26 protein-coding genes are annotated in these 24,983 nt (G+C 41.2%); 15 read left to right on the top strand and 11 right to left on the bottom strand.

Annotated elements, in window-relative coordinates; all coding sequences use genetic code 11:
- Positions 1-30 precede the first annotated feature (30 nt).
- On the bottom strand, positions 31-414 hold the full coding sequence (locus tag NIES592_RS07150; RefSeq protein WP_062244114.1) for a glyoxalase/bleomycin resistance/extradiol dioxygenase family protein: 384 nt from the start codon (positions 412-414) through the stop codon (positions 31-33).
- Positions 415-504: 90 nt separating this feature from the next.
- Here NIES592_RS07150 and NIES592_RS07145 point away from each other — a divergent pair, with 90 nt between their 5' ends.
- On the top strand, positions 505-834 hold the full coding sequence (locus NIES592_RS07145) for an ArsR/SmtB family transcription factor (RefSeq protein ID WP_062244109.1): 330 nt from the start codon (positions 505-507) through the stop codon (positions 832-834).
- A 399-nt stretch (positions 835-1,233) separates the two neighbouring features.
- Here the strand turns inward: NIES592_RS07145 and NIES592_RS07140 are convergent, their stop codons facing one another.
- The 3 genes from NIES592_RS07140 to NIES592_RS07130 form a co-directional block, all read right to left on the bottom strand.
- Positions 1,234-1,560, bottom strand: coding sequence for an ArsR/SmtB family transcription factor (locus NIES592_RS07140; RefSeq protein WP_073555291.1), 327 nt, complete (start codon positions 1,558-1,560; stop codon positions 1,234-1,236).
- A gap of 31 nt (positions 1,561-1,591) precedes the next feature.
- Entirely contained in the window at positions 1,592-2,803 is a 1,212-nt protein-coding gene (locus tag NIES592_RS07135) for an aspartate aminotransferase (RefSeq protein WP_009457753.1), read from the bottom strand.
- Between the two features lie 187 nt (positions 2,804-2,990).
- The gene (locus NIES592_RS07130; RefSeq protein ID WP_073555290.1) at positions 2,991-4,178 is read right to left on the bottom strand and encodes an iron-containing alcohol dehydrogenase family protein; all 1,188 of its coding nucleotides are present in this window, start codon (positions 4,176-4,178) and stop codon (positions 2,991-2,993) included.
- 340 nt (positions 4,179-4,518) lie between these two features.
- Between NIES592_RS07130 and NIES592_RS07125 the strand changes: the two genes are divergently transcribed.
- Complete coding sequence (locus tag NIES592_RS07125; protein WP_073555289.1) at positions 4,519-5,013, top strand: peptidoglycan-binding domain-containing protein; 495 nt, start codon at positions 4,519-4,521, stop codon at positions 5,011-5,013.
- 160 nt (positions 5,014-5,173) lie between these two features.
- Here the strand turns inward: NIES592_RS07125 and NIES592_RS07120 are convergent, their stop codons facing one another.
- Positions 5,174-5,701 (bottom strand): Ycf51 family protein, encoded by a 528-nt coding sequence (locus tag NIES592_RS07120; RefSeq protein ID WP_073555288.1) that lies wholly within the window; start codon positions 5,699-5,701, stop codon positions 5,174-5,176.
- Between the two features lie 170 nt (positions 5,702-5,871).
- On the opposite strand from NIES592_RS07120, the gene NIES592_RS07115 reads away from it, so the two are divergent.
- The 6 genes from NIES592_RS07115 (at position 5,872) to NIES592_RS07085 (ending at position 11,581) form a co-directional block, all read left to right on the top strand.
- Positions 5,872-7,047 (top strand): aminotransferase class V-fold PLP-dependent enzyme, encoded by a 1,176-nt coding sequence (locus NIES592_RS07115; RefSeq protein ID WP_073555287.1) that lies wholly within the window; start codon positions 5,872-5,874, stop codon positions 7,045-7,047.
- A gap of 162 nt (positions 7,048-7,209) precedes the next feature.
- The gene (locus NIES592_RS07110; protein ID WP_062244062.1) at positions 7,210-8,289 is read left to right on the top strand and encodes a glycosyl transferase; all 1,080 of its coding nucleotides are present in this window, start codon (positions 7,210-7,212) and stop codon (positions 8,287-8,289) included.
- 389 nt (positions 8,290-8,678) lie between these two features.
- The gene (locus NIES592_RS07105) at positions 8,679-9,092 is read left to right on the top strand and encodes a secondary thiamine-phosphate synthase enzyme YjbQ (protein WP_062244051.1); all 414 of its coding nucleotides are present in this window, start codon (positions 8,679-8,681) and stop codon (positions 9,090-9,092) included.
- Positions 9,093-9,242: 150 nt separating this feature from the next.
- A complete protein-coding gene (locus tag NIES592_RS07100; RefSeq protein WP_062244041.1) occupies positions 9,243-10,046 on the top strand; it encodes a Nif3-like dinuclear metal center hexameric protein in 804 nt (267 codons plus the stop codon).
- Positions 10,047-10,397: 351 nt separating this feature from the next.
- Positions 10,398-10,613: a hypothetical protein gene (locus tag NIES592_RS07095; RefSeq protein ID WP_009457737.1), complete on the top strand. Its 216-nt coding sequence runs from the start codon at positions 10,398-10,400 to the stop codon at positions 10,611-10,613.
- Positions 10,614-11,269: 656 nt separating this feature from the next.
- Entirely contained in the window at positions 11,270-11,581 is a 312-nt protein-coding gene (locus NIES592_RS07085; RefSeq protein WP_016868657.1) for a DUF6679 family protein, read from the top strand.
- Positions 11,582-11,636: 55 nt separating this feature from the next.
- Here the strand turns inward: NIES592_RS07085 and NIES592_RS07080 are convergent, their stop codons facing one another.
- Both NIES592_RS07080 and aroA read right to left on the bottom strand, forming a co-directional pair.
- A complete protein-coding gene (locus tag NIES592_RS07080) occupies positions 11,637-13,307 on the bottom strand; it encodes an MBL fold metallo-hydrolase (RefSeq protein ID WP_062244036.1) in 1,671 nt (556 codons plus the stop codon).
- A gap of 790 nt (positions 13,308-14,097) precedes the next feature.
- Positions 14,098-15,450, bottom strand: coding sequence for a 3-phosphoshikimate 1-carboxyvinyltransferase (aroA, locus tag NIES592_RS07075; RefSeq protein WP_062244033.1), 1,353 nt, complete (start codon positions 15,448-15,450; stop codon positions 14,098-14,100).
- A 612-nt stretch (positions 15,451-16,062) separates the two neighbouring features.
- Between aroA and NIES592_RS07070 the strand changes: the two genes are divergently transcribed.
- Positions 16,063-16,527: a hypothetical protein gene (locus NIES592_RS07070; RefSeq protein WP_009457727.1), complete on the top strand. Its 465-nt coding sequence runs from the start codon at positions 16,063-16,065 to the stop codon at positions 16,525-16,527.
- Between the two features lie 158 nt (positions 16,528-16,685).
- Complete coding sequence (locus NIES592_RS24975; RefSeq protein ID WP_178379488.1) at positions 16,686-16,859, top strand: hypothetical protein; 174 nt, start codon at positions 16,686-16,688, stop codon at positions 16,857-16,859.
- 188 nt (positions 16,860-17,047) lie between these two features.
- Here the strand turns inward: NIES592_RS24975 and NIES592_RS07065 are convergent, their stop codons facing one another.
- Positions 17,048-17,713: a response regulator gene (locus tag NIES592_RS07065; RefSeq protein WP_009457719.1), complete on the bottom strand. Its 666-nt coding sequence runs from the start codon at positions 17,711-17,713 to the stop codon at positions 17,048-17,050.
- 25 nt (positions 17,714-17,738) lie between these two features.
- On the opposite strand from NIES592_RS07065, the gene NIES592_RS07060 reads away from it, so the two are divergent.
- Complete coding sequence (locus tag NIES592_RS07060) at positions 17,739-17,924, top strand: hypothetical protein (RefSeq protein WP_062244030.1); 186 nt, start codon at positions 17,739-17,741, stop codon at positions 17,922-17,924.
- Between the two features lie 5 nt (positions 17,925-17,929).
- Here the strand turns inward: NIES592_RS07060 and era are convergent, their stop codons facing one another.
- The 3 genes from era to NIES592_RS07045 form a co-directional block, all read right to left on the bottom strand.
- The gene (era, locus tag NIES592_RS07055; protein WP_073555286.1) at positions 17,930-18,841 is read right to left on the bottom strand and encodes a GTPase Era; all 912 of its coding nucleotides are present in this window, start codon (positions 18,839-18,841) and stop codon (positions 17,930-17,932) included.
- Positions 18,842-19,135: 294 nt separating this feature from the next.
- Positions 19,136-19,333, bottom strand: coding sequence for a hypothetical protein (locus tag NIES592_RS07050; protein ID WP_071846714.1), 198 nt, complete (start codon positions 19,331-19,333; stop codon positions 19,136-19,138).
- A 66-nt stretch (positions 19,334-19,399) separates the two neighbouring features.
- Positions 19,400-20,530, bottom strand: coding sequence for a succinylglutamate desuccinylase/aspartoacylase family protein (locus NIES592_RS07045; RefSeq protein ID WP_073555285.1), 1,131 nt, complete (start codon positions 20,528-20,530; stop codon positions 19,400-19,402).
- A gap of 219 nt (positions 20,531-20,749) precedes the next feature.
- Between NIES592_RS07045 and NIES592_RS07040 the strand changes: the two genes are divergently transcribed.
- The 4 genes from NIES592_RS07040 (at position 20,750) to NIES592_RS07025 (ending at position 24,944) form a co-directional block, all read left to right on the top strand.
- The gene (locus NIES592_RS07040) at positions 20,750-21,763 is read left to right on the top strand and encodes a S66 peptidase family protein (protein ID WP_073555284.1); all 1,014 of its coding nucleotides are present in this window, start codon (positions 20,750-20,752) and stop codon (positions 21,761-21,763) included.
- An 82-nt stretch (positions 21,764-21,845) separates the two neighbouring features.
- Positions 21,846-22,952 (top strand): class I SAM-dependent methyltransferase, encoded by a 1,107-nt coding sequence (locus NIES592_RS07035; RefSeq protein WP_062244017.1) that lies wholly within the window; start codon positions 21,846-21,848, stop codon positions 22,950-22,952.
- The gene (locus NIES592_RS07030; protein ID WP_062244015.1) at positions 22,952-23,605 is read left to right on the top strand and encodes a glycosyltransferase family 2 protein; all 654 of its coding nucleotides are present in this window, start codon (positions 22,952-22,954) and stop codon (positions 23,603-23,605) included. Before NIES592_RS07035 ends, NIES592_RS07030 begins: the two co-directional genes overlap by 1 nt.
- A gap of 19 nt (positions 23,606-23,624) precedes the next feature.
- Positions 23,625-24,944: an ABC transporter substrate-binding protein gene (locus tag NIES592_RS07025; RefSeq protein WP_073555283.1), complete on the top strand. Its 1,320-nt coding sequence runs from the start codon at positions 23,625-23,627 to the stop codon at positions 24,942-24,944.
- Positions 24,945-24,983 lie beyond the last annotated feature (39 nt).

Here is a 24,983-nt window from a genome sequence, read left to right as displayed (position 1 = left end):
ACACAGGGATGTCCGATTTTCCCCTGTTCCCTACTTACAAGCAAACGTTGCAGAATCTTTCAGAACAGTATAGACTTCCCACTCATCACCATCTGGATCTGTAACCCAAATTTTATCTTGCAAGGCATAGCAGCAAGTTGTGTTGTTTTCAGACCTGACCGTCAGATTGGCTTGCTGCAAGCGGTCGCTTGCTTGTTCAACCTGTGCTGATGACTCCACTTCAATTCCCAAATGGTTCAATTTGCCAGTAGCTGAAGGATTTTCAAACAACACTAATTTTAAAGGTGGCTCAGCAATTGCAAAGTTAGCGTACCCTGGACGGCGCTTTGCTGGTTCAGTTCCAAATAGTTTGCTGTAGAAATCGACAGCTGCATCAATGTTACTCACATTTAGCGCTAGTTGCAGACGAGGCATAATTCAGTAACTCCTTATATTTATTTACGTCAATATTTATCTATATCAATATGCTATTCATGTATATTGATATATGTCAATATAAAAAGTATGAAGTTATCTAAACCTGTCGTATCTTGTTGCTCTCCCTTGCTTACTGGTCGTCTCACTCCTGATGAGGCGATGCATCTAGCCTCAATTTTCCGTATCTTGGGTGAACCTGTCCGGTTACAAATGCTGAATTTGATAGCAGCACAGCCAAATCGAGAGGTTTGTGCTTGTGAGTTAGCTTCCCCGTTAGGAATTTCGCAACCGACAGTGAGTCATCACCTCAAAGTCATGTATGAGGCGGGTTTACTGGCAAAAGAGCGACGCGGGAATTTGATCTACTACCGGATTTTACCGGAGAAGCTAACAGTGTTGCGGGAGGCACTATCTTAACAGAAAAAACAAGGCAGTCCCGATGAAAAAATTTCACCGCCAGGCATGAAAAAACCTCACCCCCTGCCCCTAATCCCCACTCCCTTGGGGGAGTGGGGGCCCCGAGTTCCCCTCTCCTTGGTAAGGAGAGGGGTGTCCTCTCTTGACGGGGTGAGGTTACTTTCAAGGAGGCAGAAGGCAAGAGAGTTTGACTTGTTTTTTCATTTGTAACGGGTGGTACGCTCTGCCTGTGGGGTTCTAATCTGGGTTCCCTACGCGAATAAAACTTGACAGAATACTATTTGGCAAGTCAAATTGGCTGGATGAACCAATTTCTAGTTTTATCCTCTCCTTCTCTTCCTCTCCTTCTCTTCCTCTGCGGTTTTTTATTTAACTCCTCAAACTTAGGTCAACAGACCCCTAAGATTGGTCTTGGCAACGACGTGCTGGCAATATCTGCTGCAAACGACTGTAATCTGCTAAATACTCTTCTAACACAGCGAACTGAGGCAAATTTAGACTGTAATAAATCCAACGTCCTTCCTGACGGGAGAGGACTAAATCTGCTTCCTTGAGAGTCTTGAGGTGAAAGGATAGCTTGGATTGACTTACCCCCAAAGCATCGCACAAATCACATACACACAGTTCACGATTTCGTAGCAATTCCAACACCTTTACCCGTAATGGTTCGGATAAAGCATGAAAGCCAGAAATAATCGTATTAGGGATAGCAGAGGGGGTTTGCATTAATCACAAGCAGGTTATAGGTATGCCTTTTCTATTTTGAACTAGAAACGACAGCCTCGGCTTGATAACGGATATTAGCTTGTTGGAATCTGCGTAAGACTTCACCTAAGCGATCGCAATCTGCAATTAAACTAATTCGCACATACCCTTCACCGCCACTACCAAAAGCATTACCAGGAGTGACAACTACACCAGTTTGTTGTAAAATCCACAAGGCGAAGTCTGTGGAACTCATTCCCTCAGAACAAGGAACCCACAAATACATCGTTGCTTTGGTTTTAGGGATATTCCAACCTAATTCTGTCAAACCTTGAATGAGAAAATCACGGCGGGTACGATAGCGAGTTTGAACTTCTTGTAAATAAGAATCTGGTAGTTGTAAAGCAGTTTCGGCAGCTGCTTGCAAGGCTGCGAAAATACCGTAATCCAGGTTAGTTTTCAGTGTTCGTAAACCTTGAATGACATGGCGATTGCCCACCACAAACCCCACACGCCAACCCGCCATATTGTAGGTTTTAGACATAGTGTGGAACTCCACACCAATATCTTTCGCACCAGAAATTTCTAACAAGCTGGTTGGTTGATAACCATCAAAAGCTAACTCGGCATAACACAAATCATGTACCAAAAGAATTTCGTATTTTCTGGCAAAGGCAACGATTTCTTCAAAAAATTCGCGAGGTGCAGTTGCGGCGGTGGGGTTGCTGGGGTAATTAAAATAAAGTATTTTTGCCTGTTGAGCAACAGTGTCAGGAATTGCTGTCAAATCTATTAACCAATCATTTTCTGGTTTGAGAACCAAACTGTGGACATTTCCCCCAGCAATCACCGGGCCCCGAAAATGAACCGGATAGGAGGGTGAAGGTACTAATACCACATCACCGGGATTGATGTATGCCAATGCCAAATGCGCTAATCCTTCCTTGGAGCCCAGTAGTGGTAAAGCTTCGCTGTCTGAATCTAAAACAACTCCATAACGACGTTGATACCAACTAGTGATGGCACGGCGGAAACTTGCAGTCCCTTCAAAAGGAGGATAGCCGTGATTACTGGGATTATGCAAAGCAGTGACAGCAGCTTCTATAACTGGCTGCGGTGTTGCGCCATCTGGGTTGCCCATGCCCAAATCAATTAAATCCAGCCCTTGTTCCCGCGCTTTATTTTTCAGTTCATCCAAACGGGCAAATGGATAGGCTGGTAATTTTTGTATGCGTTCGGCTGGGGCGATCCAATGCAAGTTCATTGATGTAGTTCCGATGCAGTTAATTGATTAGTTAGTGGTTGTTGGTTGTTGGTGGTTAGTGGTTAATGGTTAGTGGTTAATGGTTAGTGGTTAATGGTTAGTGGTTAAGGGTTATTTACTACTCCTCATACTCCTAATACTTCCCCATCTGCCAATCTCTCCATCCCCCATCTCCCCGATCCCCAATTCAGTGTTCAACTTGTTCATTCATTTCTCTCGTTGAGACACGATGAATAGAGTCTTTGTTATCTACTGGTGCAGTGGTAGAAACCATTGCCGCCATCAATTGCTCCAATGTGACTTTAAACGGCAGCCTATGAATGTCAGAATTGGGAGCGAGGGCAATTTCTGCGGCTTTTTGCAACTCGCCCAAAGTGACACAATCCAAGCCTAGATCACTGAATGTCTGCGGCAGTCCAATTTCGCCATAAAATTTTAATAATTGTTGTCGTGCTGCTGCTGCTAGTTGATTGCCTTGGATCATTTCTTCTAAACGCAGTTGTACTAAAATACCATAAGCAACTTTTTCACCGTGAATACTGCCACTTTTGCAAATATGCGTTAAACCATTGTGTACAGCATGAGCGGCGACAGTGCGACATTGAGCGCCACCGACACCACCAATCACCCCAGCTAATAAAACAGTGGCGTCTACGACTTGTTGCCAAACTTCGCTTCCGGGTTGTTGGAGAGCAGCAGCAGACTTTTGCAAGAGGATATCTCGCAATACCCGTGCTTGTTGCACAGCGGCAATAATTAAAGTTTGGTCTGAGTTTCCACTACTAACTGAAGCTTCATACCACTTTGCGATCGCATCTCCAATACCCGCTACTAGAGTGCGTGGTGGTGCAGTCAGAATCAAATCATAATCAAGAATCAATAAATCGGGACAGCGATCCAACGCCACATCATATAAAAAAGCCCCCTGTTCAGAATATACGTTGGACAGGGCAGTCCAAGCGGCACAGGTAGCTGCTGAAGTTGGAATTGTTACCACTGGTAAATGCAACTGATGCGCGAGTAATTTTGCTGTATCCAGCGCTTTTCCGCCACCTATGCCGATAATTACATCAGCTTGATGTTCCTTTGCAGCTTTTCTTAAGGATTTTAAGCTCGCTTCGCTACAGTCTGGAGTATACTCAGCAAGGGCAAATTGTAACTGCTGATGTTCTAACAGTGGTTGCAGATGGGGTTGGATAGCTTTTTGGGTGTGATTCCCAGTTACAATCAATGGACGATGACCCAGGCGGGTGATTTCGTTGGATACCTGTGTCAAGATTTGAGAGCCACGAATCACTTTTGCTGGTGCTACCGTTAGCAGCATTAACAAAGCAGGAGTTTGAGTAGACAACTTTTCTGAAAAATGAATAGGCATATAACTAATGAATTAACAGTAACATTTCTAGATATTTTGGAAAACTTTTAAATATAAAACACTGTTCATAATCTTTCAAACTGCCTACTACCGTAAAGGCAGGTTTTACAACCTGCCCTAATTAAAAGTTTTGTAGCAGTTTTGATAGGTAGATTAATATCTTAACCAAATAATAATTAATTATGTATTATAAGACACAAAAAAATACCATTCTTAAAGAGAACTCAGCACCACCTTGGGTAGATAGTTTGATAGAGGGTATTAGTACCCCACTTGAGTGATGCAAGTTGATGCTTAAAAAATTACACTGTAATAAATACCGCTCCCAAGGAGTAGGAATATGCAATTGACAAGTGATAGCGGTAACAGCATACCAAACATATTACAGCCCAAGCTAAATAAACCAGAGTTACAATTAGGTTCCAATGGTGCAGCGGTGGAGGAGCTACAACAACTTTTAACTAGTTTAGGTATTTATACTGGTAAAATTGATGGCGTTTTTGAAGAAATTACACAAGAAAGCGTCAAACAATTTCAGCGCCGAGTTTTTTTGCCAGAAAATGGCATTGTTGACGATAATACTTGGCAAGCATTATACACAGGCGGGCCAGTTAATTTACCGGAATTGAAAAAAGGCAGCCGGGGAGAATTAGTGAAGAAGGTACAACGTATTCTGAAATCTACTCAAGACTACATAGGCTACGTTGACGGTGAGTTTGGAGCAATTACAGAGTCAGCCGTGCAAGGCTGGCAAGTACGTAATAATCTCCCTGACACCGGCATTATTGATGAAGCTACTTGGCGAACTTTAAGCCAAATTCCACAATATATGTAGTTAGTGGTTAGTGGTTAGTTGTTAGTAGAGACGCAAGGAACATCGGGTCTGTACAATAGTGGTTGGTTGTTAGTGGTTAGAATTCAGTACCAGCCGTAGTAAGTAATAGAATTTGATAACTGATAACTGATAACTGATAACTGAATTACACTTCCCATTCTTATGATGAGGTGTTGGATTTTGGCAGTTGGGCAAATTTATCCTGGTAAATGTCGATTGCCATTTGGGGATCTTCACGACTAGCAAGCGATCGCTTGATTTGACCTAAATAAAGTGGTATTGACACTCCTGCTTCCGGGTGTATGATTGTACGGGCGCGAATAGTCAACTGGTTGTCACCAGGTCTCCCTAAGCGACCATAAGAATATAAATCACTGGCTGCTTGACGTAAAGTAGCTTCTAATTGCGTGGGACTAATCTGAGGGGGGATAGCAATTACAGTTTGTGTTGAACCATTATCGTACACCAAATTGTACCGTACTGCTCCCGGAATGACTGTGCGTGTTAGAGGTGCTAGGGAAAGAGAAAATAAACCAACTGTCAGCACCAGCATAAAGCCTGTTGTACCCACTAGCCGAAAGCGCAGGCCCCATTTAAAAATAAAACCCAAAAATGTCAAAGCAGCAAAGACCAAGGTGGCAATACCTGACCATTGGGCGTATTGGATAAAATCAGCTTGTGAGAACATAGATATAACTTCAAAAACTAAGGTAGGAAATCTAAAAGCCTACTAGTAACACCCAGAAATTCTACACAATTTCTGGGTGTTACGTTTGCAGTGAAGTGGAATCGGGAGTGTGGGAGTGTGGGAGTGTGGGGAGAAAATGACTATTGACCATTGACTATTAACTATTGACTATGAACAGGTTGCATCTTTATCGACAGCAGTTTCCAGCTTTAGAGAATAAAACTTATTTTAACTACGGTGGTCAAGGCCCGATGCCCCAAGTGGCAATGGATGCGATTAGTCAATCTCAAGTTCATATACAGGAAATCGGACCTTTTGGTACTGAGGTAGGTAGTTGGATTGATGAGGAAACAAAAGCTATTAAAGTGGCGATCGCTGCTGAGTTACATGTACCTCCCGCAACCATTACAATTACTGAGAATGTCACCGTTGGTTGCAATATTGCTATGTGGGGTATCGACTGGAACCCAGGAGATCACTTGTTATTAACAGATTGTGAACATCCAGGTATTGTGGCTATAGCGCAAGAAATCGGACGCAGATTCGCAGTTGAAGTTACCATTTGTCCTTTGATGGCAACGTTAAATCAGGGTGATCCAGTAGCAGTTATTGACCAACACTTACGCTCAAATACCCGTTTGCTAGTTTTAAGTCATATCCTCTGGAATACTGGTCAAGTTTTACCACTTGACAAAATATCCAAATTATGCATAGATAATCAAACTAGACTTTTAGTAGACGCTGCCCAGTCTGTTGGTTCATTGCCATTAAATTTAACTGAATTAGAGGTAGATTTTTATGCATTCACTGGTCACAAGTGGTTGTGCGGGCCTGGCGGTGTGGGCGGTTTATACGTGCGACCAGAAGTGAGAGATAGTTTAAAACCCACATTTATCGGTTGGCGTAGCATTCTCACAGACAGTCAAGGTAAGCCTGTAGATTGGCATTCAGACGGAAAACGTTATGAAGTTGCGACTTCTAATTATCCGCTTTACGCAGGGTTGAAGCAAGCGATCGCTATTCATCAGCAATGGGGAACAGCACAAGAACGCTATCAGCAAATTTGTAATCACAGCGAATACCTATGGCGACGCTTAGGAGCATTACCTCATGTTATTCCTTTGCGCACTTCACCTCCTGAGAGTGGTTTAGTCTCGTTTCAACTCACCCAAAACACTCCCCAAGCCCATCGACAATTAGTAGAGTTCTTACAATCAAGAAAAATATTCACTCGCACAATTGCTGACCCCAGTTGTGTACGTGCTTGCGTCCACTACTTTACACTTGAGTTGGAAATCGACCAACTAATTGAAGGAATTGAGGAATGGTTAGTAGTTAGTGGTTAGTGGTTAGTGGTTGTTGGTTAGTGCGTAGAGACGCGATGTTCCTCGCGTCTGTACAATAGTGGTTATTTAGTACTCCACCCTTACAGAAAGCTGCTACGCGTCTACACACTCCTCACACTCCCCCTACCTCCCTTGTCCCAGATCTCCAATCCCCAATCTTCGATGAAACGTCCAATTTTATACATAGCAATTACCAATCACGGTTTTGGTCATGCGACTCGCAGCGCAGCGGTTGCAGCCACTATCCAAAAGTTATGTCCAGACATCTTGCTAATTATTGTGTCAACTGCTCCACGGTGGTTACTAGAGTCTTACATTGAAGGTGATTTTATTCATCGTCCCCGTGGATTTGATGTAGGTGTGGTGCAAAAAGATAGCTTGGCTATGGATAAAGCAACGACATTAGAAAAGTTGCTAGAGATTAAAAAGAATCAAAACTCTATTATTGCTTCAGAAGTCAACTTTATTCGCCAAAATCGTGTGCAGTTAATTTTGGCAGATATTCCCTTTTTAGCGACAAAATTTGCCAAAGCTGCTGGCGTTCCCTGCTGGATGATGAGTAATTTCGGCTTTGATTTTATTTATCGGAGTTGGGGTGAGATCTTTAGTGAGGTTGCTGATTGGATTAGTGATTGCTATGGTCAATGCGATCGCTTATTTCGTCTTCCTTTTTATGAACCAATGGAAGCATTCAGCAATATTACTGATGTTGGTTTAACAGGTGGCTCTCCCCATTACTCTGACGAGCAAATTCGAGCCATTTGGGGGATTACTGCACCTAAAGAAAAAACTATCTTACTTACTTTTGGTGGTTTGGGCTTACAACAAATTCCTTACAAGCATCTGCAAAAATTTCCAGACTGGCAATTTATTACCTTTGACCAATCTGCTCCAGACTTGTCCAATATCATAAAAATTAAAGATCATAAATACCGCCCTGTGGATTTTATGCCTATTTGTGGGCGAGTTGTTTCTAAGCCTGGTTTCAGTACTTTTGCAGAAGCCACTCGCTTAGGTGTACCGATTGTATCTATTACCCGTAATGATTTTGCAGAAGCAGCCTTTCTGTTAGCAGGAATTTCTCAGTACAATCAGCATCAAATCCTGACACCATCAGAATTTTTTGATGGTAATTGGGATTTTTTACTGCAACCACTGCAACAACCACTTTCTTCAGAACCCATTGCAAAGGATGGTAATGAAGCAATTGCCCATGAGGTTTTAAGTTTTTTTGGTGGTTGATGGTTAATTGTTGATGGTTGTTTGGAATAACTCACTACTAACTACTAACCACTAACCACTAACCACGAACAAATAACCAATTAATATTAAAAATCCTCCGCTCTTACAGGGCAGAGGAATTTTATTCGTAGATGTCCCTGATGAATCTGTTGATGCCAAAAGTGAGCATAATCACTCACTAATTACCCCCAGTTTAACTAGCGGGCAACAACAGAACAACCGTAATTTCCACTAGTATGTAACAATGCACAGATACTCAATAAGTAATTACCGTATTCATGTGCACTTTCTAAAAGTCTTTAATCAGAACTTGAGGAAAATTATGAATGATAAATTAGAGTTAGCAGATTATTGTTCCTCTAGTACAAGCCGAGAATTCATAATTTCAAATGGCTCACTACCAAAAGTTGCTCAGAATTTCCACCACCGGTAAATCTTTGCACAACATCACCACGAAAATTGAAGCTATAGTCGCAGAGTCAGGAGTTGAAACGGGACTTTGCACTTTGTTTTTGCGCCATACTTCTGCTAGTTTGCTGATTCAAGAAAACGCTGATCCAGATGTACTTAGAGATTTAGCAAATTTTATGGCAAAACTCGTGCCAGAATCAGCTCAGTATATTCACGATACTGAAGGCCCAGACGACATGCCAGCACATATACGTACCGCCCTTACTCACACATCAGAAACCATCCCCATTAACAGAGGACACTTAGTTTTAGGAACTTGGCAAGGGATTTACATTTGGGAACATCGCCAACATAGTCACAATAGGGAATTAGTAGTTCATATTTCTGGGTAGCCAAGTGGGGAACTCGGGGCCCCCTCTGGGGATTAGGGGCAGTGGGGTGATGGGGTGATGGGGAGGTGGGGGGAGTATGAGGAGTGGGGGGAGTGGGAGGAGAATAAATAGTAACAAATGACCAATGACCAATGACAAGACCATTGACAAATGAAAATCGCTGATTTAATAGCTTGGTTTGAAGAATGGGCAAATCCAGCTTGGCAAGAAAGCTGGGATAATTGTGGTTGGCAGATTGAACCGGGTGTGTTACAGGAACAAGCAAAGATTCTAGTTTGTCTGACGCCGACTTTGGCAGTAATGGAGGAAGCGATCGCCTATCAAAAAGCTGGTATCTCTGTAAATCTAATTTTTGCCCACCATCCCCTCATCTTTAATCCGCCAAAGTCTTTGTGCAGTGGGAACCCCATTGCGGAAATGGCACGGTTAGCTTTTACCCACAATATTGGTATTTACACTGCCCACACTAATTTTGATCAAGTTCAAGATGGTACTGCTGATGTTTTGGCGCAAATCTTGGAACTGGAACAAGTTTCTCCAATAGTACCTACACAAGCAGGTTTGGGTTATGGGCGTGTTGGTGTTTTGCAACCTGCTTTAGTATTGCAGGATTTAGTCACAAAAATTCAATCTCGACTAAATCCTCCCTCTCTAATTGTTTCTCCCACAGCAGATTTGCAGCAAAAAATTGACAAAGTAGCGGTCTTAGGGGGTTCGGGAGCAAGTTTTATCTCGGCTGTCGTTAAAACTGGTGCTCAAGTCTATCTCACTTCTGATTGTAAGTTTCATCAGTTTCAAGAAAGCCGCGATCGCGGTCTAATTTTAGTTGATGCTGGTCATTATGCTACCGAACGTCCTGCTTGCGATCGTCTGGTGCATAAGTTCCGTAACTTAAATCTTGATTGGGTACAATTAAGTCAACAAGATGAGGATTTCCGCTTGTTTATTCGATGAACTAGGTGTAGCCTTATCTGTTCATCACACCCTCAGGATGTATAGAATTAAGAGTTTTGAATATTTTAGTAGTTTAATAAAGTCTTTACCATAGCATCAGTATCTACTTATCGGTATTATAAATTACCAAAATAGAAGGAATATATGTCAAATATGGGAAAATTTTAATCAGACTAACATATATAAAACCCCTGTCTTAGAAGCGGCAAGCAATGGGTAGAAAATAGCTGTGATTAAAATCACATCAAATCTCAACTCCAATCACTTATATTTGCCGATCTGTATCAACTCAATCAAAATGAATTTATTCCACAGTAGAAGAAATAATTGCCAAATTATGCTCTAATCACAATGATCCGCGCACTTATTGAATCTGCCTTTGAAACAGGATATCTTAGTGTTGAATCCGAGGGTCTTCTTCATCAAATGCTGGCGACAAAAAGCTATCAGCCAGAGGATTTAGCCGCCCTTTCAACATTATTAGATGCTGTTCGCGCAGGTCGTATTAAGCGAGAAGCTTCTTCAAATTTGGTCATGGAATGCCCCAAATACTACAAAAGAAACTAATAAACAAAACTCAGGGAAACTCTTAACCTGTAAGCATGAACGACTGTCGCTACAACTGTAAGCCAAGTGCTACAATGCTCTTAAAACGCAAATTAGCACTGTCAACCCGTACTGTAGGATGCTGCCTCGTCACCGTAAAGGCTCACTTTATAGCTTTTGACTTTTTATTAATCATTAGTTGTTTAAAAGCATGAAGGTTACTAGAGAATAAGCTAAGATCAATTACGTAGGGATAAAAGTAAAGCCGAGTCCCCAGACTTCCCAGCAATGCCAATGAATACAATTAGGCAACTTCGACAACAGCAACCTAAGCTTGTTTTTGAGTATCTTTTATTACATGATGATACTAAGGACTCACCAGCGAATACTATCGACCTGGTCAGGTCAAATCCTGAATTATGTGACTTCTATGAGGTGAACATTCCCTGGATGCCCTCAACAGGTGGGGTTAAGTTGGTGAAATAAATACAAGCCAACTTTAAATTGATGATCTAAAATTTCCATTGGTTGATAACCACAAGCAAGTCTTGGGTTCGGGTCAAACAGAGCATCTTTAAAAGGGTTAATTTTATCAACTCGAAAAGAATGCTATAAATTGGGGAATAAAACCCAGATGTTAACAGATTTACCTAGATTTAAAAAGGCAGAAGCAGTAGATGCTACACCGCAAGATTTATCAACTGTGTTGCGATGGGCGGGAGGTATGTGTGTTCTTGCGGGACCAGCAACGCTGGATTGAACGCGCCCGCATCATCGATATAGAGGGAGATTTAGTGACCCTACGCTATGAAACAGAAGAAGATGAGGAAATCTGCTCTTGGGAGGAGATGGTTCGCCTTGAAAGTATTGGTGCCATAACCCAGAAATTAGCTTCCGTGCCACGTGGCAATGTTGAACCTCTTTTGACCGAAGACTGTCCAGAAGTAGAACGTATCCGCAATCGTTACACAGATTCTAATCCAGACTAAGGGTCTAGTGGTTAGTGGTTAGTAGACCTACTAACTACTAACCAATAACTAAGTACTATTGACTATCACTTAGACGCTCAAAAGCCGGACAGTAACCATCAAGGGTTACTTTGAAGTTATATAAAGGGGACGCGGGATTCCAGCACCGTTGTCCCCTTTGATGTCGGCAGGTTCCACAGCAGTCTACATCAGACCACACATAGCGATCGCTACTTTGATTAAGAAGTTCTCGTTGTGACAACCCCCGCAATACGAGTTCTTCTCCTTGCCAGCGGGCTTCTATTAAACCTGTATCAGCAAATTGTTGCCAACGGGGGTCGGCTGTAATCGCATCGGGAAGGGCAATCGTTACAACCGTTTCTAGCTCCGTGAGTTCACCTTCATAATTCGTCTCTGGTGCAGCTGGTTGTAAAAATGTTTCACCAATCAGTAATTCTACCAATGTCCCTACTGCTGGAGAATGCACGTGGTAACGATTTTGTAATTCCTCCAAGCTAGTCAAGTCTGCCAAATAGGTAGGAGAAGCATGAACAAAAATGACATGCTGGGGTCGCAAATTATGAATTAGTTGGGTAGTACCAGGGCCATCACTATGTTGGGCAAGTAGATAGCTTTCAACAGTGACAATTCCGGGAAACTGCTCATGATTAATTTTTATGTCAGTTTTTTCTGGCAAGAGAATCAGCCAGGGACCTGTATCGGGTTGCATGTACTGACTCAGGTCAGTTGTAGAGTCGGTGACGATAATACAGGGATACTTACCCACGGTTGCACGCTGTTGTGGTTGCAAACGCCGGACACGAGGACGTATCCGTTCATCCCAAAATAAAGGTTGATGACGGGCAAAATTCTGTACTGAGGGTGGAAAATGGGGTAATAACTCTAAGTAGGCATCACAGCCAGTAGCAACAGCACCGTTAACCCAAATATCAAGATCACGACCTGTAAAGTGATGATGGCTGCGTAAAAGCATTAATAGTTCTTGACCCAAGCCTAATGCAGGTGTGGGCATAAGTACAGAATAACGGTCAGCGATCGCTCGATTAATTCTTTCTGCTAGTTGATTTTCTTGGTTGCGACGGTGGGGATGACGAGAAGTACCATAAGTCCCTTCAATAATTAGCACATCTAACTCCAATCCCCGTAATTCTTCTAAACGCAAACCCTCCACTAACCGCGAGTTAGATAAGAAAAAGTCCCCAGTATACAGTAACTTGTAGGTACGCTGTGGCGTAGTGTAGGTAAACAGAATTGCCACAGCACCTGGTAAATGTCCAGCCGGGAATAATTCCACCACCAGACCATCTTTGACTTCTAGTGGTGATCGCAAAGGCAAAGCCTGACAAAATTGTGATAATTCTTGACTATCTTGATCCAGCCAATTTAACGGCAGTAACTTACTAGTTACCTCACTAGCGTAGATGGGTAACAGAGGAAAAGCCTGATGTAGTTTCAGCAAACCCCTAGCATGATCTGGGTGAGCATGACTGACAAAAACAAAGTCAGCAGGCAGAGGCGAACTACCCCGCCGTGCTGACTTCGTAACATCTTTCAGTATAGGTGAAATATCTGCCAAACCACAGTCTAGTAAAAAGCGGTGTGATCCCATCCGCACTAGCAGACACACACCTTCATCTGTGTGGTTGACACCATAGGGAACACATTCCAATTCACTTGCTACTTCCCCTGAATCCATACGAGAGGATGCTGACAGACGATCGCTCATGCTTTCCTCCCCGTCGAACTCATTTTTATCAATATTTCCAACAAACCAAGAGCTTTTACGAGAATATTTATCACTTTATCTAGGGGCTAATTTCCGAACTTACGCCCCTACTACGTCCTTGGAAAGCGGATTTGCTGTTGGGGAGGAAGTCTTCACAGAACTAAAAGTTATCAGTTATCAGTTGTATCACCTGATTTGAGTCTTCCACTATGGGGAAGGTCAGCACCAAAGCTCGATTACTGTTTACTGATTTAGGAAAACTTAGGTAATCAAGAGTCCTGATCAGACAGATGAGGGGCGATTGCCTTTAATTGTGTTTTTATCAATGTGCAGAGCCATTGCCGTGGTAGTTGTCAGAATCGTAGAACCCGTTTTGAGTGCCAAAGAACAAGCATGATACAGTGAAAATTACTGTAAGTGCGATTAATATTAGCTTTACATCCATTTTGCTTGTTGTCCTCTACTAAAATACTTTCTTCTATTATTGAGTGATTCCACAAGCGAGGGTAATCACAGGACAATCTCTACCATTTTTATGTTAATTGTACAATGAGTCAATTTACTGCTATCAGTCCGATTGTAGAATTTTTCTTTGAGACTGTCTATCTGTTCGGGGATGGGGAGGTGGGGGGTTGGGTGGCAATGGGTTGATGGGGAGTGTGAGGGGTAGTGAAACTACTAACTACTAACAACTGTAGGCCGCGTGCATTTGTACCAAGATATTTAGTTTTCAGCAAAGATACTCATACAAATGCTTCGCCCCTACTAACTACTAACCAATGACAATTGACTATTGACTAATGACTGTTTCCAGAGTGGGGACAAAATTTGGATAGGAAATACTTGCTGCTTCTGCACGCTGGATGGTAGTTTTACCAGTGGCAACTAAAGCGGCGATCGCTAAACTCATGGCGATACGATGATCTGTATAACTATCGACATCTGTTCCTACTAGGGGAGTTCCGCCTGTGATTTCCATTCCATCAGGTAGTTCAGTAACTTTTGCTCCCATCTTATTTAGTTGTTGAGCCATAACAGCAATGCGATCGCTTTCTTTGACGCGTAATTCCGCCGCATCTTTAATGACAGTTGTCCCTGTAGCAAATACTGAGGCTACCGCTAAAATTGGGATTTCATCAATTAGCCTGGGTATGATTTCCCCAGCAATTGTGCAACTTTGTAAGCGACTGGAACGCACCCGCAAATCGGCAACTGGTTCACCAGCAACTTCCCGTTCATTCAACCTTTGAATATCTGCCCCCATCATTGCTAAAGCTTCTAAAATGCCTGTACGGGTGGGATTAACGCCGACATTCTCAATGACTAACTCGGAATTGGGTACAATCGCCCCAGCCACTAACCAAAAGGCTGCGGAACTGATATCACCAGGAACAACTACTGTTTGTCCGACCAGTTGAGTAGGGCCTGTAATTGTGACACTGTGAGTTTGGGGATCAATATCTAATTTTGCCCCAAATGCCTTGAGCATTCTTTCACTATGATCACGGGAAAGGGCTGGTTCAGTCACGGTAGTTTGTCCTTCTGTCAGCAAACCTGCCAGCAAAATACAGGATTTGACTTGAGCAGAAGCAATAGGAGAGTGATAATGAATTGGTTTGAGAGCCTGTCCAGAGATTGCCAATGGTGCTAAAGAACCATCTTTACGTCCCCAAATTTGCGCCCCCATTTGTTGCAATGGCTTAACCACACGGGACATCGGACGCGATCGCAAAGAACTATCACCTGTAACAGTAAAAAAGCGTCCTGGATGGGATGCCAATAATCCCAACATTAATCGTATCGTTGTACCTGAATTCCCAGCATTCAACACATCTGTTGGTTCTTGCAAATTGCCCAAACCAATACCTGTAACTGTTACAAGTTCACTATTCAATTCAGAAATTTCTGCCCCCATCGCTTGGAAACAGCTAGCGGTGCTGCAAGGATCTTCACCTAAAAGTAACCCTTTGATTTGGGTTTGACCTTGAGCGATCGCACCCAACATCAAAGCACGATGAGAAATAGATTTATCTCCCGGAATCCGAATTCGACCTTGTAAAGATAATCCAGAAGTGGGCGGCTGAATAAATAATTTTTGTGAAACGTTTTCTTGAGTTTCTACAGTGATCACAGAATGCGACATTGGGATAAACTGACTTGTGACTGCATTGGAAGTTGATCGATAACAAAAGCTTTAACAGTTATCAGTGATCAGTTATCAAGTGATCACTCAATAACTGTTCACTGTTGACTAATTTAAGCTACTGCTAGTTACTTCCTCGCTAGTATCCTATCGCTTTCCTTAGTATGAAAATTAATCAAATAAGCTCAGAATCTATTTAAGTATAAACAAAATTAATTACACATTCTCTATTCTCTTTCCCGTTCCCTGTTAAGAATTCCCTTTTAGTCAGTAGTGTTTGAATACTTCAGGAAGTCAGGCTTTGCGCTTCTACAACGAGTCTGACTTACTTATAATGTTACCAGCAAGTTTCCCTGAACTGAAAGCGGTTTAAGTACAAGTGTATTGACTTTAATTACAAGACATTGCAACCACGTCAACTGTCAGTTGCGAAAGCTAAATTTAGAAAAAGCCTGATTAAGGCTGCATAGATTGGTATCTTACTTGTTTTAGACCTAATTTGTCCAGTTGATCCAAGTCTAGCTAAACAAGGTTCCATTGCTTACGATTAATTGTCGATCACCTGAATATTGATTTCGTTTTACTCCTTAGCTTCTAGCCTCCATCGCTCCCATGCTTACACATCACCGCAAGCCCGTGTGCTTATCACTTATTTCTACAGATCTGCCACTTTGGTCTGTTGTTGAAACTGCTGCAACGCTGTACCAAAAAGATCGCGATCGCTTTCATCTACTGCTGACAGCACCGCCTGTAACCAACAGTAAAGAGGTACTAAATCCCAGTAGTCCCAGGGTCTTATGGCTAGAGATTTCCCCCTATCGAGTCACCATGACCATGCAAGGAAATGCTCAGTTGAGTTATCGGCATTTTTGGGAACGGGGTGTATACGGCATTACCCGCTATTGGTTGCCAAATGAGTCCCTACAACCGAATCAACCAATTCGCTTACGCAATTTTACTGCTAACCTAACCCTGAACGGACACCCACTGCCAGAAAATTTACGAGTGGAGTATGAGTTATGGGCAGGAAAAGTCCAGCTGGGATGCTATATCCTCAATCTGGAAATACATCATTGATTTGTTGGTTGTTGTTTGTTGGTTGTTGGTTGGAACCATCAAGCACCAATCAACAATTAACCAACAACCTTCACCCAATTAGATGATATCTACTGGGTGAGGTGCGATCGCTGCTGTCAGTTCTACACTGAAAATCTTGCGGAATTTAGGTCAAACTCATGTTCTTGTTGATTTTCAACACTGACAGCAACAACCGGATTTCACATAATTCTCGTCCTGAATCCGAATTTCATCTCAATGTCAGTAATAGACGTCGCACTGCTTGTCAAATTGCAGAAGATTTGCGACGTGTTCAAGATAATTACTATCTAGAACGATGCAAAGTTTTTTAACTAGGCATGAGTTAAACAGGGTCTTGGATTTTACCAAAACATCACCCGCAAGTAAACTGCGGGCTAATAGCACAAACCCACTTGAAGTGGTTTCAAAGATTAGTTGTTAAATTCTTAGTGTCTTAGTGCCTTGGTGTTTCAAAAATGATCTTTTTTACCACAAAGACACCAAGACACCAAGAAAAATTTTAAACTAATCCAGAACGCAAGGCTACAACAGCTGCTTGCACGCGATCGTCAACAGATAATTTATTCATGATCCCCCGGACATGAGTTTTTACAGTGTTGGGACTGAGGTAGAGTTTTTCAGCAATCTCTGGGTTGCTATAGCCTTCTACCATCAGTTTCAACACTTCTAATTCGCGTTCAGAAAGATGGGCTACATTGCTTTTGGGGGAAGGTGGTTTAAGATTTTCAATTACTTGTCTAGCAATTTGGGGATCAAGGTAAGTAGCACCTTCCACAGCAGCGGCGATCGCACTTAAGAGTCGCTCTACACTGGCTCCTTTAATACAATATGCATCAGCACCACTAGATAAAGCAGCAATAATTTCTGTTTCTGTTTTATGAGACGTCAGCATCACCACATGAGTTTTTGGTAATGCAGCTTTGATTTGTTGTGTTGCTGCAATCCCATCTAAACGGGGCAAGCCAATATCCATTACCACTACATCTGGTTTGAGTTTTAATGCTGCTTGTACACCAAAATAGCCATCTTCAGCTTGTCCGACAATTTCCAATTGGGGATGGGCCATCAGCGACTGTTCTAAACCCAATTGCATCATTGGATCATCTTCAACAATCAATACTCGTAATGGTGCAGCATCTGGAGGCAAATTGAATTCATAATTCATAATTCACGCCTGATGTGAATTGAATATGGAGACGCAATATTCCTTGCGCCTGGTAAAAAACGTTTTTTTAGAAATCGACCACCGATACACACCGATAAACACAGATAACACAGATGGATCTTTCATGGGTGGTTGGGTGGTCATTGGTTTGTTGAGTATTTCCCATGATCTATTAGCGCCTTTGTTAATTCACATTAGACGTAATTCATAATTTTTCTACTCTTCTACCCGATATCCGAACTCTGCTAAACGAATGCGCGACTGACGCCATTTTGGTTGCACTTTTACAAATAATTCTAGGTAAACTTTGCCTGCAATTAACTTTTGAATTTGTTCTCTAGCAGCGCTACCAACAGCTTTCAGCATCGAACCACCTCTGCCAATAAGAATTCCTTTTTGGGAATCACGTTCGACGTGGATCGTGGCTAGTACGCGGGTAATGGTTGTTGTTTCTTCTACTTTATCGATGGATATTGCTACAGAATGGGGAATTTCTTCGCGTGTTAACAGCAAAATCTGTTCTCGAATCAATTCACCCATGATAAAGCGTTCTGGTTGGTCAGTAATTAAGTCGGGAGGATAGTAGTAAGGGCCAAGTTCTATATTTTGAATGAGTAATTGTTGTAATTCGCTCAATCCTGTACCTGTTTTGGCAGAAAATTTTACTGTCTGCCATTGATGAGCATTTGCTAACTGCGTGTAACTTTCATCTATGGCTAGAAAATTTGCTGTCTGTTGGTCGATTTTGTTTAAACCCAAAATTATAGGTGTGCTGCTGTGACTCAGTAAATCAGCAATGTAGCGATCGCCTGCACCACAAAAAGTTGTAGCATCAACCACAAACAGCACCACATCCACAGATTCAATCGCTATTTTGGCGTTTTGCACCAGCACTTCACCCAATTGATGATGAGGTTTATGAATTCCTGGTGTATCCACAAAAATTAATTGTGCCTCTTTTGTGGTTAAGATACCCCGCAATCGATTGCGTGTAGTTTGGGCTACTGGCGATGTAATGGCTATTTTTTGTCCAACTAATTGATTCATTAACGTAGATTTACCGACATTGGGACGGCCGACAATACCGATAAAGCCTGATTTAAAATCAGGAGGAGCCTGTGGGATCATTACTTCCCCTGCCAAAGAGAAGATGTCATTATTACTACTATTCACCTGTGACTCCGATTTACTCTACGTTTGCAAGAAGTAATTTAGTGTGTAGAGACAAAAGAAACATAGAATCACCCTGACGTTTTTAGCTATTGCCTTTGCTTAAGTTGAATCTACTACTAAATATTACTAAATATATTTAACTACCTAAATGCATTTCACACACTAAGTATCAAAACGTTTGCCTAAGACAATGTTAAGAATTACTAACAAAACTAAACTAAATAGTATCCTAGTTCCAACTAATTAAAACTACTTATGGGATAGAAATTTACGTCTAATGTGAATTAACAAAGGCGCTAATAGATCATGGGAAATACTCAACAAACCAATGACCACCCAACCACCCATAAAAGATCCATCTGTGTTATCTGTGTTTATCGGTGTGTATCGGTGGTCGATTTCTAAAAAAACGTTTTTTACCAGGCGCAAGGAATATTGCGTCTCCATATTCAATTCACATCAGGCGTAATTTATTGATGAATATATATATTTGTGTATTTTTATCCCGTTTTCTTAATTAATCACTCCCAATACAAACTCTCCTTCATTTACGGCTTGATTTGTTGCAACATCATAAACTAATCCATCTTGTTCAGCATAAATATTAGTTAATTGAGGTAACTTCCCGGCTTTATTAAAACTCAGAATTTGATAAAGCTTTTCTCCAGCTTTAATTTCACTTCCTAATTCAACTCTCGCTTGAATCATTCCACCTACAGGAGCATAATATTTCTTAATTTGACTTCTGGCTCTAAATGTCATTTTGTGAGATTCACTACTTGCTAGAGGAAAGCCAGCAATTTTAAGTACTCCTTTGGATGCTAAATAGTTTTTGATTCCTAAAATTCCTTTGGCTACTGAATCAGGATTCATTTGCATACCCATACCTAACTCAAGTGTCCAGGCTTCTACATCAAACTTGATATTTCTTCCTAGTTGTTTTAAATATTTTTCTAATGCTAGCCAAGGCTTAATAAAGGCTTCATCAAAAGCATCTCCGTCATATTCATCAAGTAAAATGCCAAAATTGAGTAAAAAATATTTAGCGCTTTTCTCTCGATTTGGGAAGTAATAAAGGTAATTTAAACCTTGGTTGGTAGAACTATGTAAATCAATTAAGTAATCAGCATCTAAACTCAGAGATTGTAGTTTGTAGCTAAACTTCTCAGTATAAGGTACGCTACTAGGAGAATTAATTTTTTCTAAAAGTTTATTAAATTTTTGCTGAACTAAGGCAAGATAATTTTGTTTGACGACCTCCGAATTTAAATGAAGTTGAGATTTAGCAAATACAGCTAAATCATCAGCTTCTTTTTCGTAATCCCAAAAGATACGGTTCCAATCTTTGGCTTCATAAAGACAGTATCTCCCGGGAGAAAAGTGATGTATACGTGTATTCGTTCCCATCGGATTACAAACAGGAACTAACCAAATTTCCCCAATTAAATCGGTATCATTTAGTGTCAATAAAAATTCAATTAATTGGTGAATTACTGCATTACCTGCTATTTCTGCACCATGCAGATTAGATTGAATGTAAACTTTTTTGCCTGGATAAGCACCAGTAAATTTATATAATTGCAGCGACAAAAAATCACCAGAAGCCATCTGACGTAGAGGAATTGTAGAAATAGTAGGCTGCATTTTTAGTAAGAGGAAAGGGAGATGGGGAGGTGGGGAGTGTGGGGAGTAGGTACTGGAGATGGTTAACAATCACTAACCATTAACCAACAATCAACCATCAACCATCAACCATCAACTAAATTCTCATTATTATTTGTGAAGTTGAGATTTTCTTTGTGATAACTTTATAGTTCACTGTCTTGGTGATTTCATCTACTCCTTAACATCTCAATTTCATCAATGCAATCTCAAGTTATTATTCCACCACCCCTCCAACCCGGTGACTTACTACGAGTCCTTGCACCTAGTGGTGCTTTGCGAGAACTTACAGCATTTGAACGGGGAGTAGAAATCTGGCGATCGCGCGGCTACCGAATAGAAATAATACCAGAGATCGATGACAGATGGGGCTATTTAGCAGGTAAAGATGAAACTCGTCGTCACCACCTAGCATTAGCATGGCAAGATCCCGAATGTCGTGGTATTCTCTGCGCTAGAGGCGGTTTCGGTAGTACCCGGATTTTAGAAAATTGGCATTGGGGATATAGAGACAGGGAAGACAAGGGAGACATGGGGGACACGGAGAACATTTTCACTCCCCCCACCCCTCACACTTCACCCACCCCTCACACCCCATCTCCCCATCGCCCCATCTCCCCAACTTCTTCTCCCAAGTGGCTGATCGGCTTTTCCGACATAACTGCTTTACTGTGGAGTCTTTATCAGGTGGGAATTTCTGGTGTACACGCGCCTTTGTTAACCACGATCGCTGATGAACCAGAGTGGTCAATTGAACGTTTATTTGATTGGGTGGAAGGACGTTCTCTTCCCCCCTTAAAAGGTTGTGGTTGGGGAGGTGGTGTAGCTACTGGTATTTTGCTACCAGCTAATCTGACTGTGGCTACCCATCTTTTGAGTACACCCATCCAACCGGATTTAGATGGTGTCATCCTGGCTTTTGAAGATGTGACAGAAGCACCCTACCGGATTGATAGAATGTTGACGCAGTGGCGCCTGTGTGGTGCTTTGTCTAAAGTTCGTGGTATCGCTTTAGGTAGCTTTAGTCAATGTCAAGCGCCAGTGGGTATTCCTAGTTTTACAGTCGAAGAAGTTTTGCGCGATCGCTTGGGTGATTTAGGAATTCCCGTTGTCTCGGATTTACCCTTTGGTCACGAAGCACCAAATGCAGCATTACCAGTGGGTGTACAGGTGATATTAGATGCAGATCAAGGCATATTGGATATTGTCCAATGAACTTTTGTCAAGAGCGATCCAGAAATGGCTTATAATACGCAAGTTATCCTCAAGTCTGCAAATATTTTGAGGAATTCATTGCATGGCTAAACAATATGTATCTACCGCCTATTTACAGCAGCATGACAGCAAGCTGTATGCTATTTTTGCTTGGAGTCAAAGACAAGCAGCAATCATTCCGGCAAAATCATGGTTGACTGTAATGGAGATATTTGTTCACGAACATTCTCTAGAACAAGCCTATCAAATATTTCAAGAAATTAAATTAGCTCCAACTGTTAATCAAGTCATAGATGAAATCAATAAATACGCAGATTTGCTTTCCAATGCCATAGTATTTGTAGCAGATAAGCAAATTACAATTTATGGCAAAGGTTTTCGGAGTTTTATCGAAAAAGATATGCAGTTTGAACTTGGTTCTTTAAGTCGAGAAACTTACCAAGTTCTCGCACAATTATTTGCCTCTTTGCAATTAGAGAATGACCTCGAACAGATTCAAAATATAGAAGACTTTTCTAAATTAGTAGAAAAACTAGAAAATTTAGGTTTATTATCTCCTGCCACAGGCTCTCTTGATTGGGGAGATTTGAAAAAGACGGTTCCTATTTGTCAAGCATTTGGGTTGACAAGGGGAACTCCTGTGGATCGCTACTATCTCCGAAAATTTATTGACGATATTCATCCACAAGTAGTTGGCAATATTTTGGAAGTAGGTGGTACTCCTAAAGATAAAGATTTCTATCAAATGAATCCGGGTAGTTCTTATCGAATTCTCAATTTAGAATCAGGCCCAGGTGTAGATATAGTCGGAGATGTTCACGATGTATCTGTAATCAAACCAAATTCTTTAGATTCAGTGATTATTTTTAATGTTTTAGAACATTGTTATGCACCGTGGATTGCCATTGAAAATATCCATACCTGGCTAAAAGAGGGTGGCAAATGTTTTGCGATGGTTCCAAATGCAATTCGAGTTCATGCTACCCCGGTTGACTATTGGCGACCTTTACCAGATGCTTTTGCTTGGATGTTTAGAAATTTTTCTCAGCAGAAATTGTATGTTTACGGCAATCCGATTACTGTCATAGCTAGTTATCATGGTATTGCCGTCGAAGAATTAACCCCCGAAGAACTAGACGCTTTTCATCCAGATTATCCCGTCGCAACTTGTATCGTCGCTGAAAAATAATGAGTAGTATAATTTTCGACTACACGCCCGAAATATCAGTAATTCTATGTACTTACAACCGAGCAAAATATTTAAATAACTGTATTGATAGTGTTATCAATCAAACTTTTACAAATTGGGAGCTGATTGTAGTTGACGACGGTAGTCAAGACAATACTTTTGAGATTATCAATCTTTATCTTCAGAAGTTCCAAAATATTCGTTATCTGAAACATCAAAATCGCAAGTTAGCCTACTCTAAAAATGCTGGAATTCAAGCATCATTCGGTAAGTACATTACATTTATCGATAGTGATGATACTTATCAACCACATCATTTAGAATCGCGGCTGCAATTCCTGCAAGCTAACCCAGAAATTGATTTGATTCAAGGAGGATTCGCAAGTGATGAAGAAATTTGGGTAGCAGATTATTATCAACCAGGAAAAACAATTAATTTAAGGGAATGTGTCTTAGGGCCTACTTTTTTTGGAAAAAGACGGGTATTTTTTGATTTGCATGGATTTAATAATATCTCCTATGGAGAAGATACAGACTTTTGGGAACGAGCAGAAAAAATCTTTAAAACTTACAAGTTAGCTGAACCGCAAACTTATAACTATACAAGAGCAGAAACGAGTATTACTAAGAGTGTATTAGAAAATATATCCTGATTTATATTGAATACTGAGCATGAAGATAAAGTTTTTAATCTCCCAAATTAGAAATTATTTACGCCAGTTTATGAGTTTGGCTTGGCAAATTTCAATTGTGGGAGTTTGCTTATGTTTGTTATTAATTCTATCTAGTTGTCAAGCTACACAAAGTCAAGACAATGGAGTTATTCATCTGACACTCTGGCAGGGGATTAATCCCCCTGTCAATCGAGATGTGTTTCAAAAATTGGTGGATAAATTTAATCAAACTCATCCAAATATTCAAGTAGAATCTATTTATGCTGGTCAGCTTGATCAACAATTGCCAAAAGTCTTAACAGCAGTGGTGGGCAATGTTCCACCTGATATTCTGACATATTATCCGCAAATTACAGGTCAGTTGGTAGAACTAGGCGCAATTCGACCGTTAGAAGATTGGTTAGAGAAATTGCCCATAAAATCAGAAATTATTCCAAATTTATTTGAAGAATTACAGTTAAAAGGTCGCATTTGGTCAGTACCACTATACACCAGCAATATGGGGATTTTTTATCGACCAGAGTTATTTAAAGCAGCAGGAATAACTGAACTACCGAAGACTTGGGAAGATTTGCGACAAGTTGCGAAACAATTAACTATAGATCGTAATGGCGACAACCGTCCCGAACAATACGGAATCTTACTACCTTTGGGTAAGGGAGAATGGACTGTATTTAGTTGGTTCCCTTTCCTATTTGCTGCTGGGGGAGAGATTATCAAGAATGACAAACCAGATTTGCTGAACAAAGGAGCGATCGCAGCCTTACAATTCTGGCAAGATTTAATTAAAGATGGTTCAGCTAAATTATCGCCCCCAGAACGAGGTTATGAGGAAGATAATTTTACCTCCGGTAAAGTGGCGATGCAGATTACTGGTCCTTGGACTTATATTATGAAGTCTAATGTCGATTTTGATGTATTTCCTATACCTGGGGAAGTTGAGCAAGCTACAGTCACAGGTACTGGAAATATGTTTGTCATGAAAACTACCCCAAAAAGAGAGCAAGCTGCGTTTAAGTTTTTAGAATACGTTTTGAGTGAAGAATTTCAAACTGAGTGGAGTATTGGTACGGGTTTTTTACCAGTGAACATTAAATCTGCTCAAAGTCAAGCTTTTCAAGAATTTATCAGTCAAAAACCAGTGTTAAAAGTGTTTTTAGAGCAAATGTCTGTAGCACGCGCTCGACCAATTATTGCTGGTTATAGCCGTCTTTCTGATAGTCTGGGGAGAGCGATCGAAGCTACTTTGTTGGGTGAATCTCCGCAAAAAGCTTTGAAAACTGCTCAAGAACGTTTGGATATGATTTGGGGGAAGTAGGAGATCGGGGATTGGAAGGAGTGTGGGGTGATGGGGAGT

Source organism: Fischerella major NIES-592, from assembly GCF_001904645.1.
GTDB lineage: Bacteria > Cyanobacteriota > Cyanobacteriia > Cyanobacteriales > Nostocaceae > Fischerella > Fischerella thermalis.
Note: the sequence above shows the minus strand (reverse complement) of the source record. Positions and strands in the feature narration are given on the sequence as shown.

Coding starts and splice junctions, on each gene's coding strand:
- NIES592_RS07105 (WP_062244051.1), top strand. CDS start 8,679: ATGGCTCACTACCAAAAGTTGCTCAGAATTTCCACCACCGGTAAATCT.
- NIES592_RS07045 (WP_073555285.1), bottom strand. CDS start 20,530: ATGCAGCCTACTATTTCTACAATTCCTCTACGTCAGATGGCTTCTGGT.
- NIES592_RS07120 (WP_073555288.1), bottom strand. CDS start 5,701: ATGTTCTCACAAGCTGATTTTATCCAATACGCCCAATGGTCAGGTATT.
- NIES592_RS07140 (WP_073555291.1), bottom strand. CDS start 1,560: ATGCAAACCCCCTCTGCTATCCCTAATACGATTATTTCTGGCTTTCAT.
- NIES592_RS07150 (WP_062244114.1), bottom strand. CDS start 414: ATGCCTCGTCTGCAACTAGCGCTAAATGTGAGTAACATTGATGCAGCT.
- NIES592_RS07060 (WP_062244030.1), top strand. CDS start 17,739: ATGGAGACGCAATATTCCTTGCGCCTGGTAAAAAACGTTTTTTTAGAA.
- NIES592_RS07025 (WP_073555283.1), top strand. CDS start 23,625: ATGAAGATAAAGTTTTTAATCTCCCAAATTAGAAATTATTTACGCCAG.
- NIES592_RS07080 (WP_062244036.1), bottom strand. CDS start 13,307: ATGAGCGATCGTCTGTCAGCATCCTCTCGTATGGATTCAGGGGAAGTA.
- NIES592_RS07050 (WP_071846714.1), bottom strand. CDS start 19,333: ATGGAGACGCAATATTCCTTGCGCCTGGTAAAAAACGTTTTTTTAGAA.
- NIES592_RS07100 (WP_062244041.1), top strand. CDS start 9,243: ATGAAAATCGCTGATTTAATAGCTTGGTTTGAAGAATGGGCAAATCCA.
- NIES592_RS07125 (WP_073555289.1), top strand. CDS start 4,519: ATGCAATTGACAAGTGATAGCGGTAACAGCATACCAAACATATTACAG.
- NIES592_RS07110 (WP_062244062.1), top strand. CDS start 7,210: ATGAAACGTCCAATTTTATACATAGCAATTACCAATCACGGTTTTGGT.
- NIES592_RS07085 (WP_016868657.1), top strand. CDS start 11,270: ATGCTACACCGCAAGATTTATCAACTGTGTTGCGATGGGCGGGAGGTA.
- NIES592_RS07095 (WP_009457737.1), top strand. CDS start 10,398: ATGATCCGCGCACTTATTGAATCTGCCTTTGAAACAGGATATCTTAGT.
- NIES592_RS07035 (WP_062244017.1), top strand. CDS start 21,846: ATGGCTAAACAATATGTATCTACCGCCTATTTACAGCAGCATGACAGC.
- NIES592_RS07030 (WP_062244015.1), top strand. CDS start 22,952: ATGAGTAGTATAATTTTCGACTACACGCCCGAAATATCAGTAATTCTA.
- NIES592_RS07115 (WP_073555287.1), top strand. CDS start 5,872: ATGAACAGGTTGCATCTTTATCGACAGCAGTTTCCAGCTTTAGAGAAT.
- era (WP_073555286.1), bottom strand. CDS start 18,841: ATGATCCCACAGGCTCCTCCTGATTTTAAATCAGGCTTTATCGGTATT.
- NIES592_RS24975 (WP_178379488.1), top strand. CDS start 16,686: ATGTTCTTGTTGATTTTCAACACTGACAGCAACAACCGGATTTCACAT.
- NIES592_RS07065 (WP_009457719.1), bottom strand. CDS start 17,713: ATGAATTATGAATTCAATTTGCCTCCAGATGCTGCACCATTACGAGTA.
- aroA (WP_062244033.1), bottom strand. CDS start 15,450: ATGTCGCATTCTGTGATCACTGTAGAAACTCAAGAAAACGTTTCACAA.
- NIES592_RS07070 (WP_009457727.1), top strand. CDS start 16,063: ATGCTTACACATCACCGCAAGCCCGTGTGCTTATCACTTATTTCTACA.
- NIES592_RS07145 (WP_062244109.1), top strand. CDS start 505: ATGAAGTTATCTAAACCTGTCGTATCTTGTTGCTCTCCCTTGCTTACT.
- NIES592_RS07130 (WP_073555290.1), bottom strand. CDS start 4,178: ATGCCTATTCATTTTTCAGAAAAGTTGTCTACTCAAACTCCTGCTTTG.
- NIES592_RS07040 (WP_073555284.1), top strand. CDS start 20,750: ATGCAATCTCAAGTTATTATTCCACCACCCCTCCAACCCGGTGACTTA.
- NIES592_RS07135 (WP_009457753.1), bottom strand. CDS start 2,803: ATGAACTTGCATTGGATCGCCCCAGCCGAACGCATACAAAAATTACCA.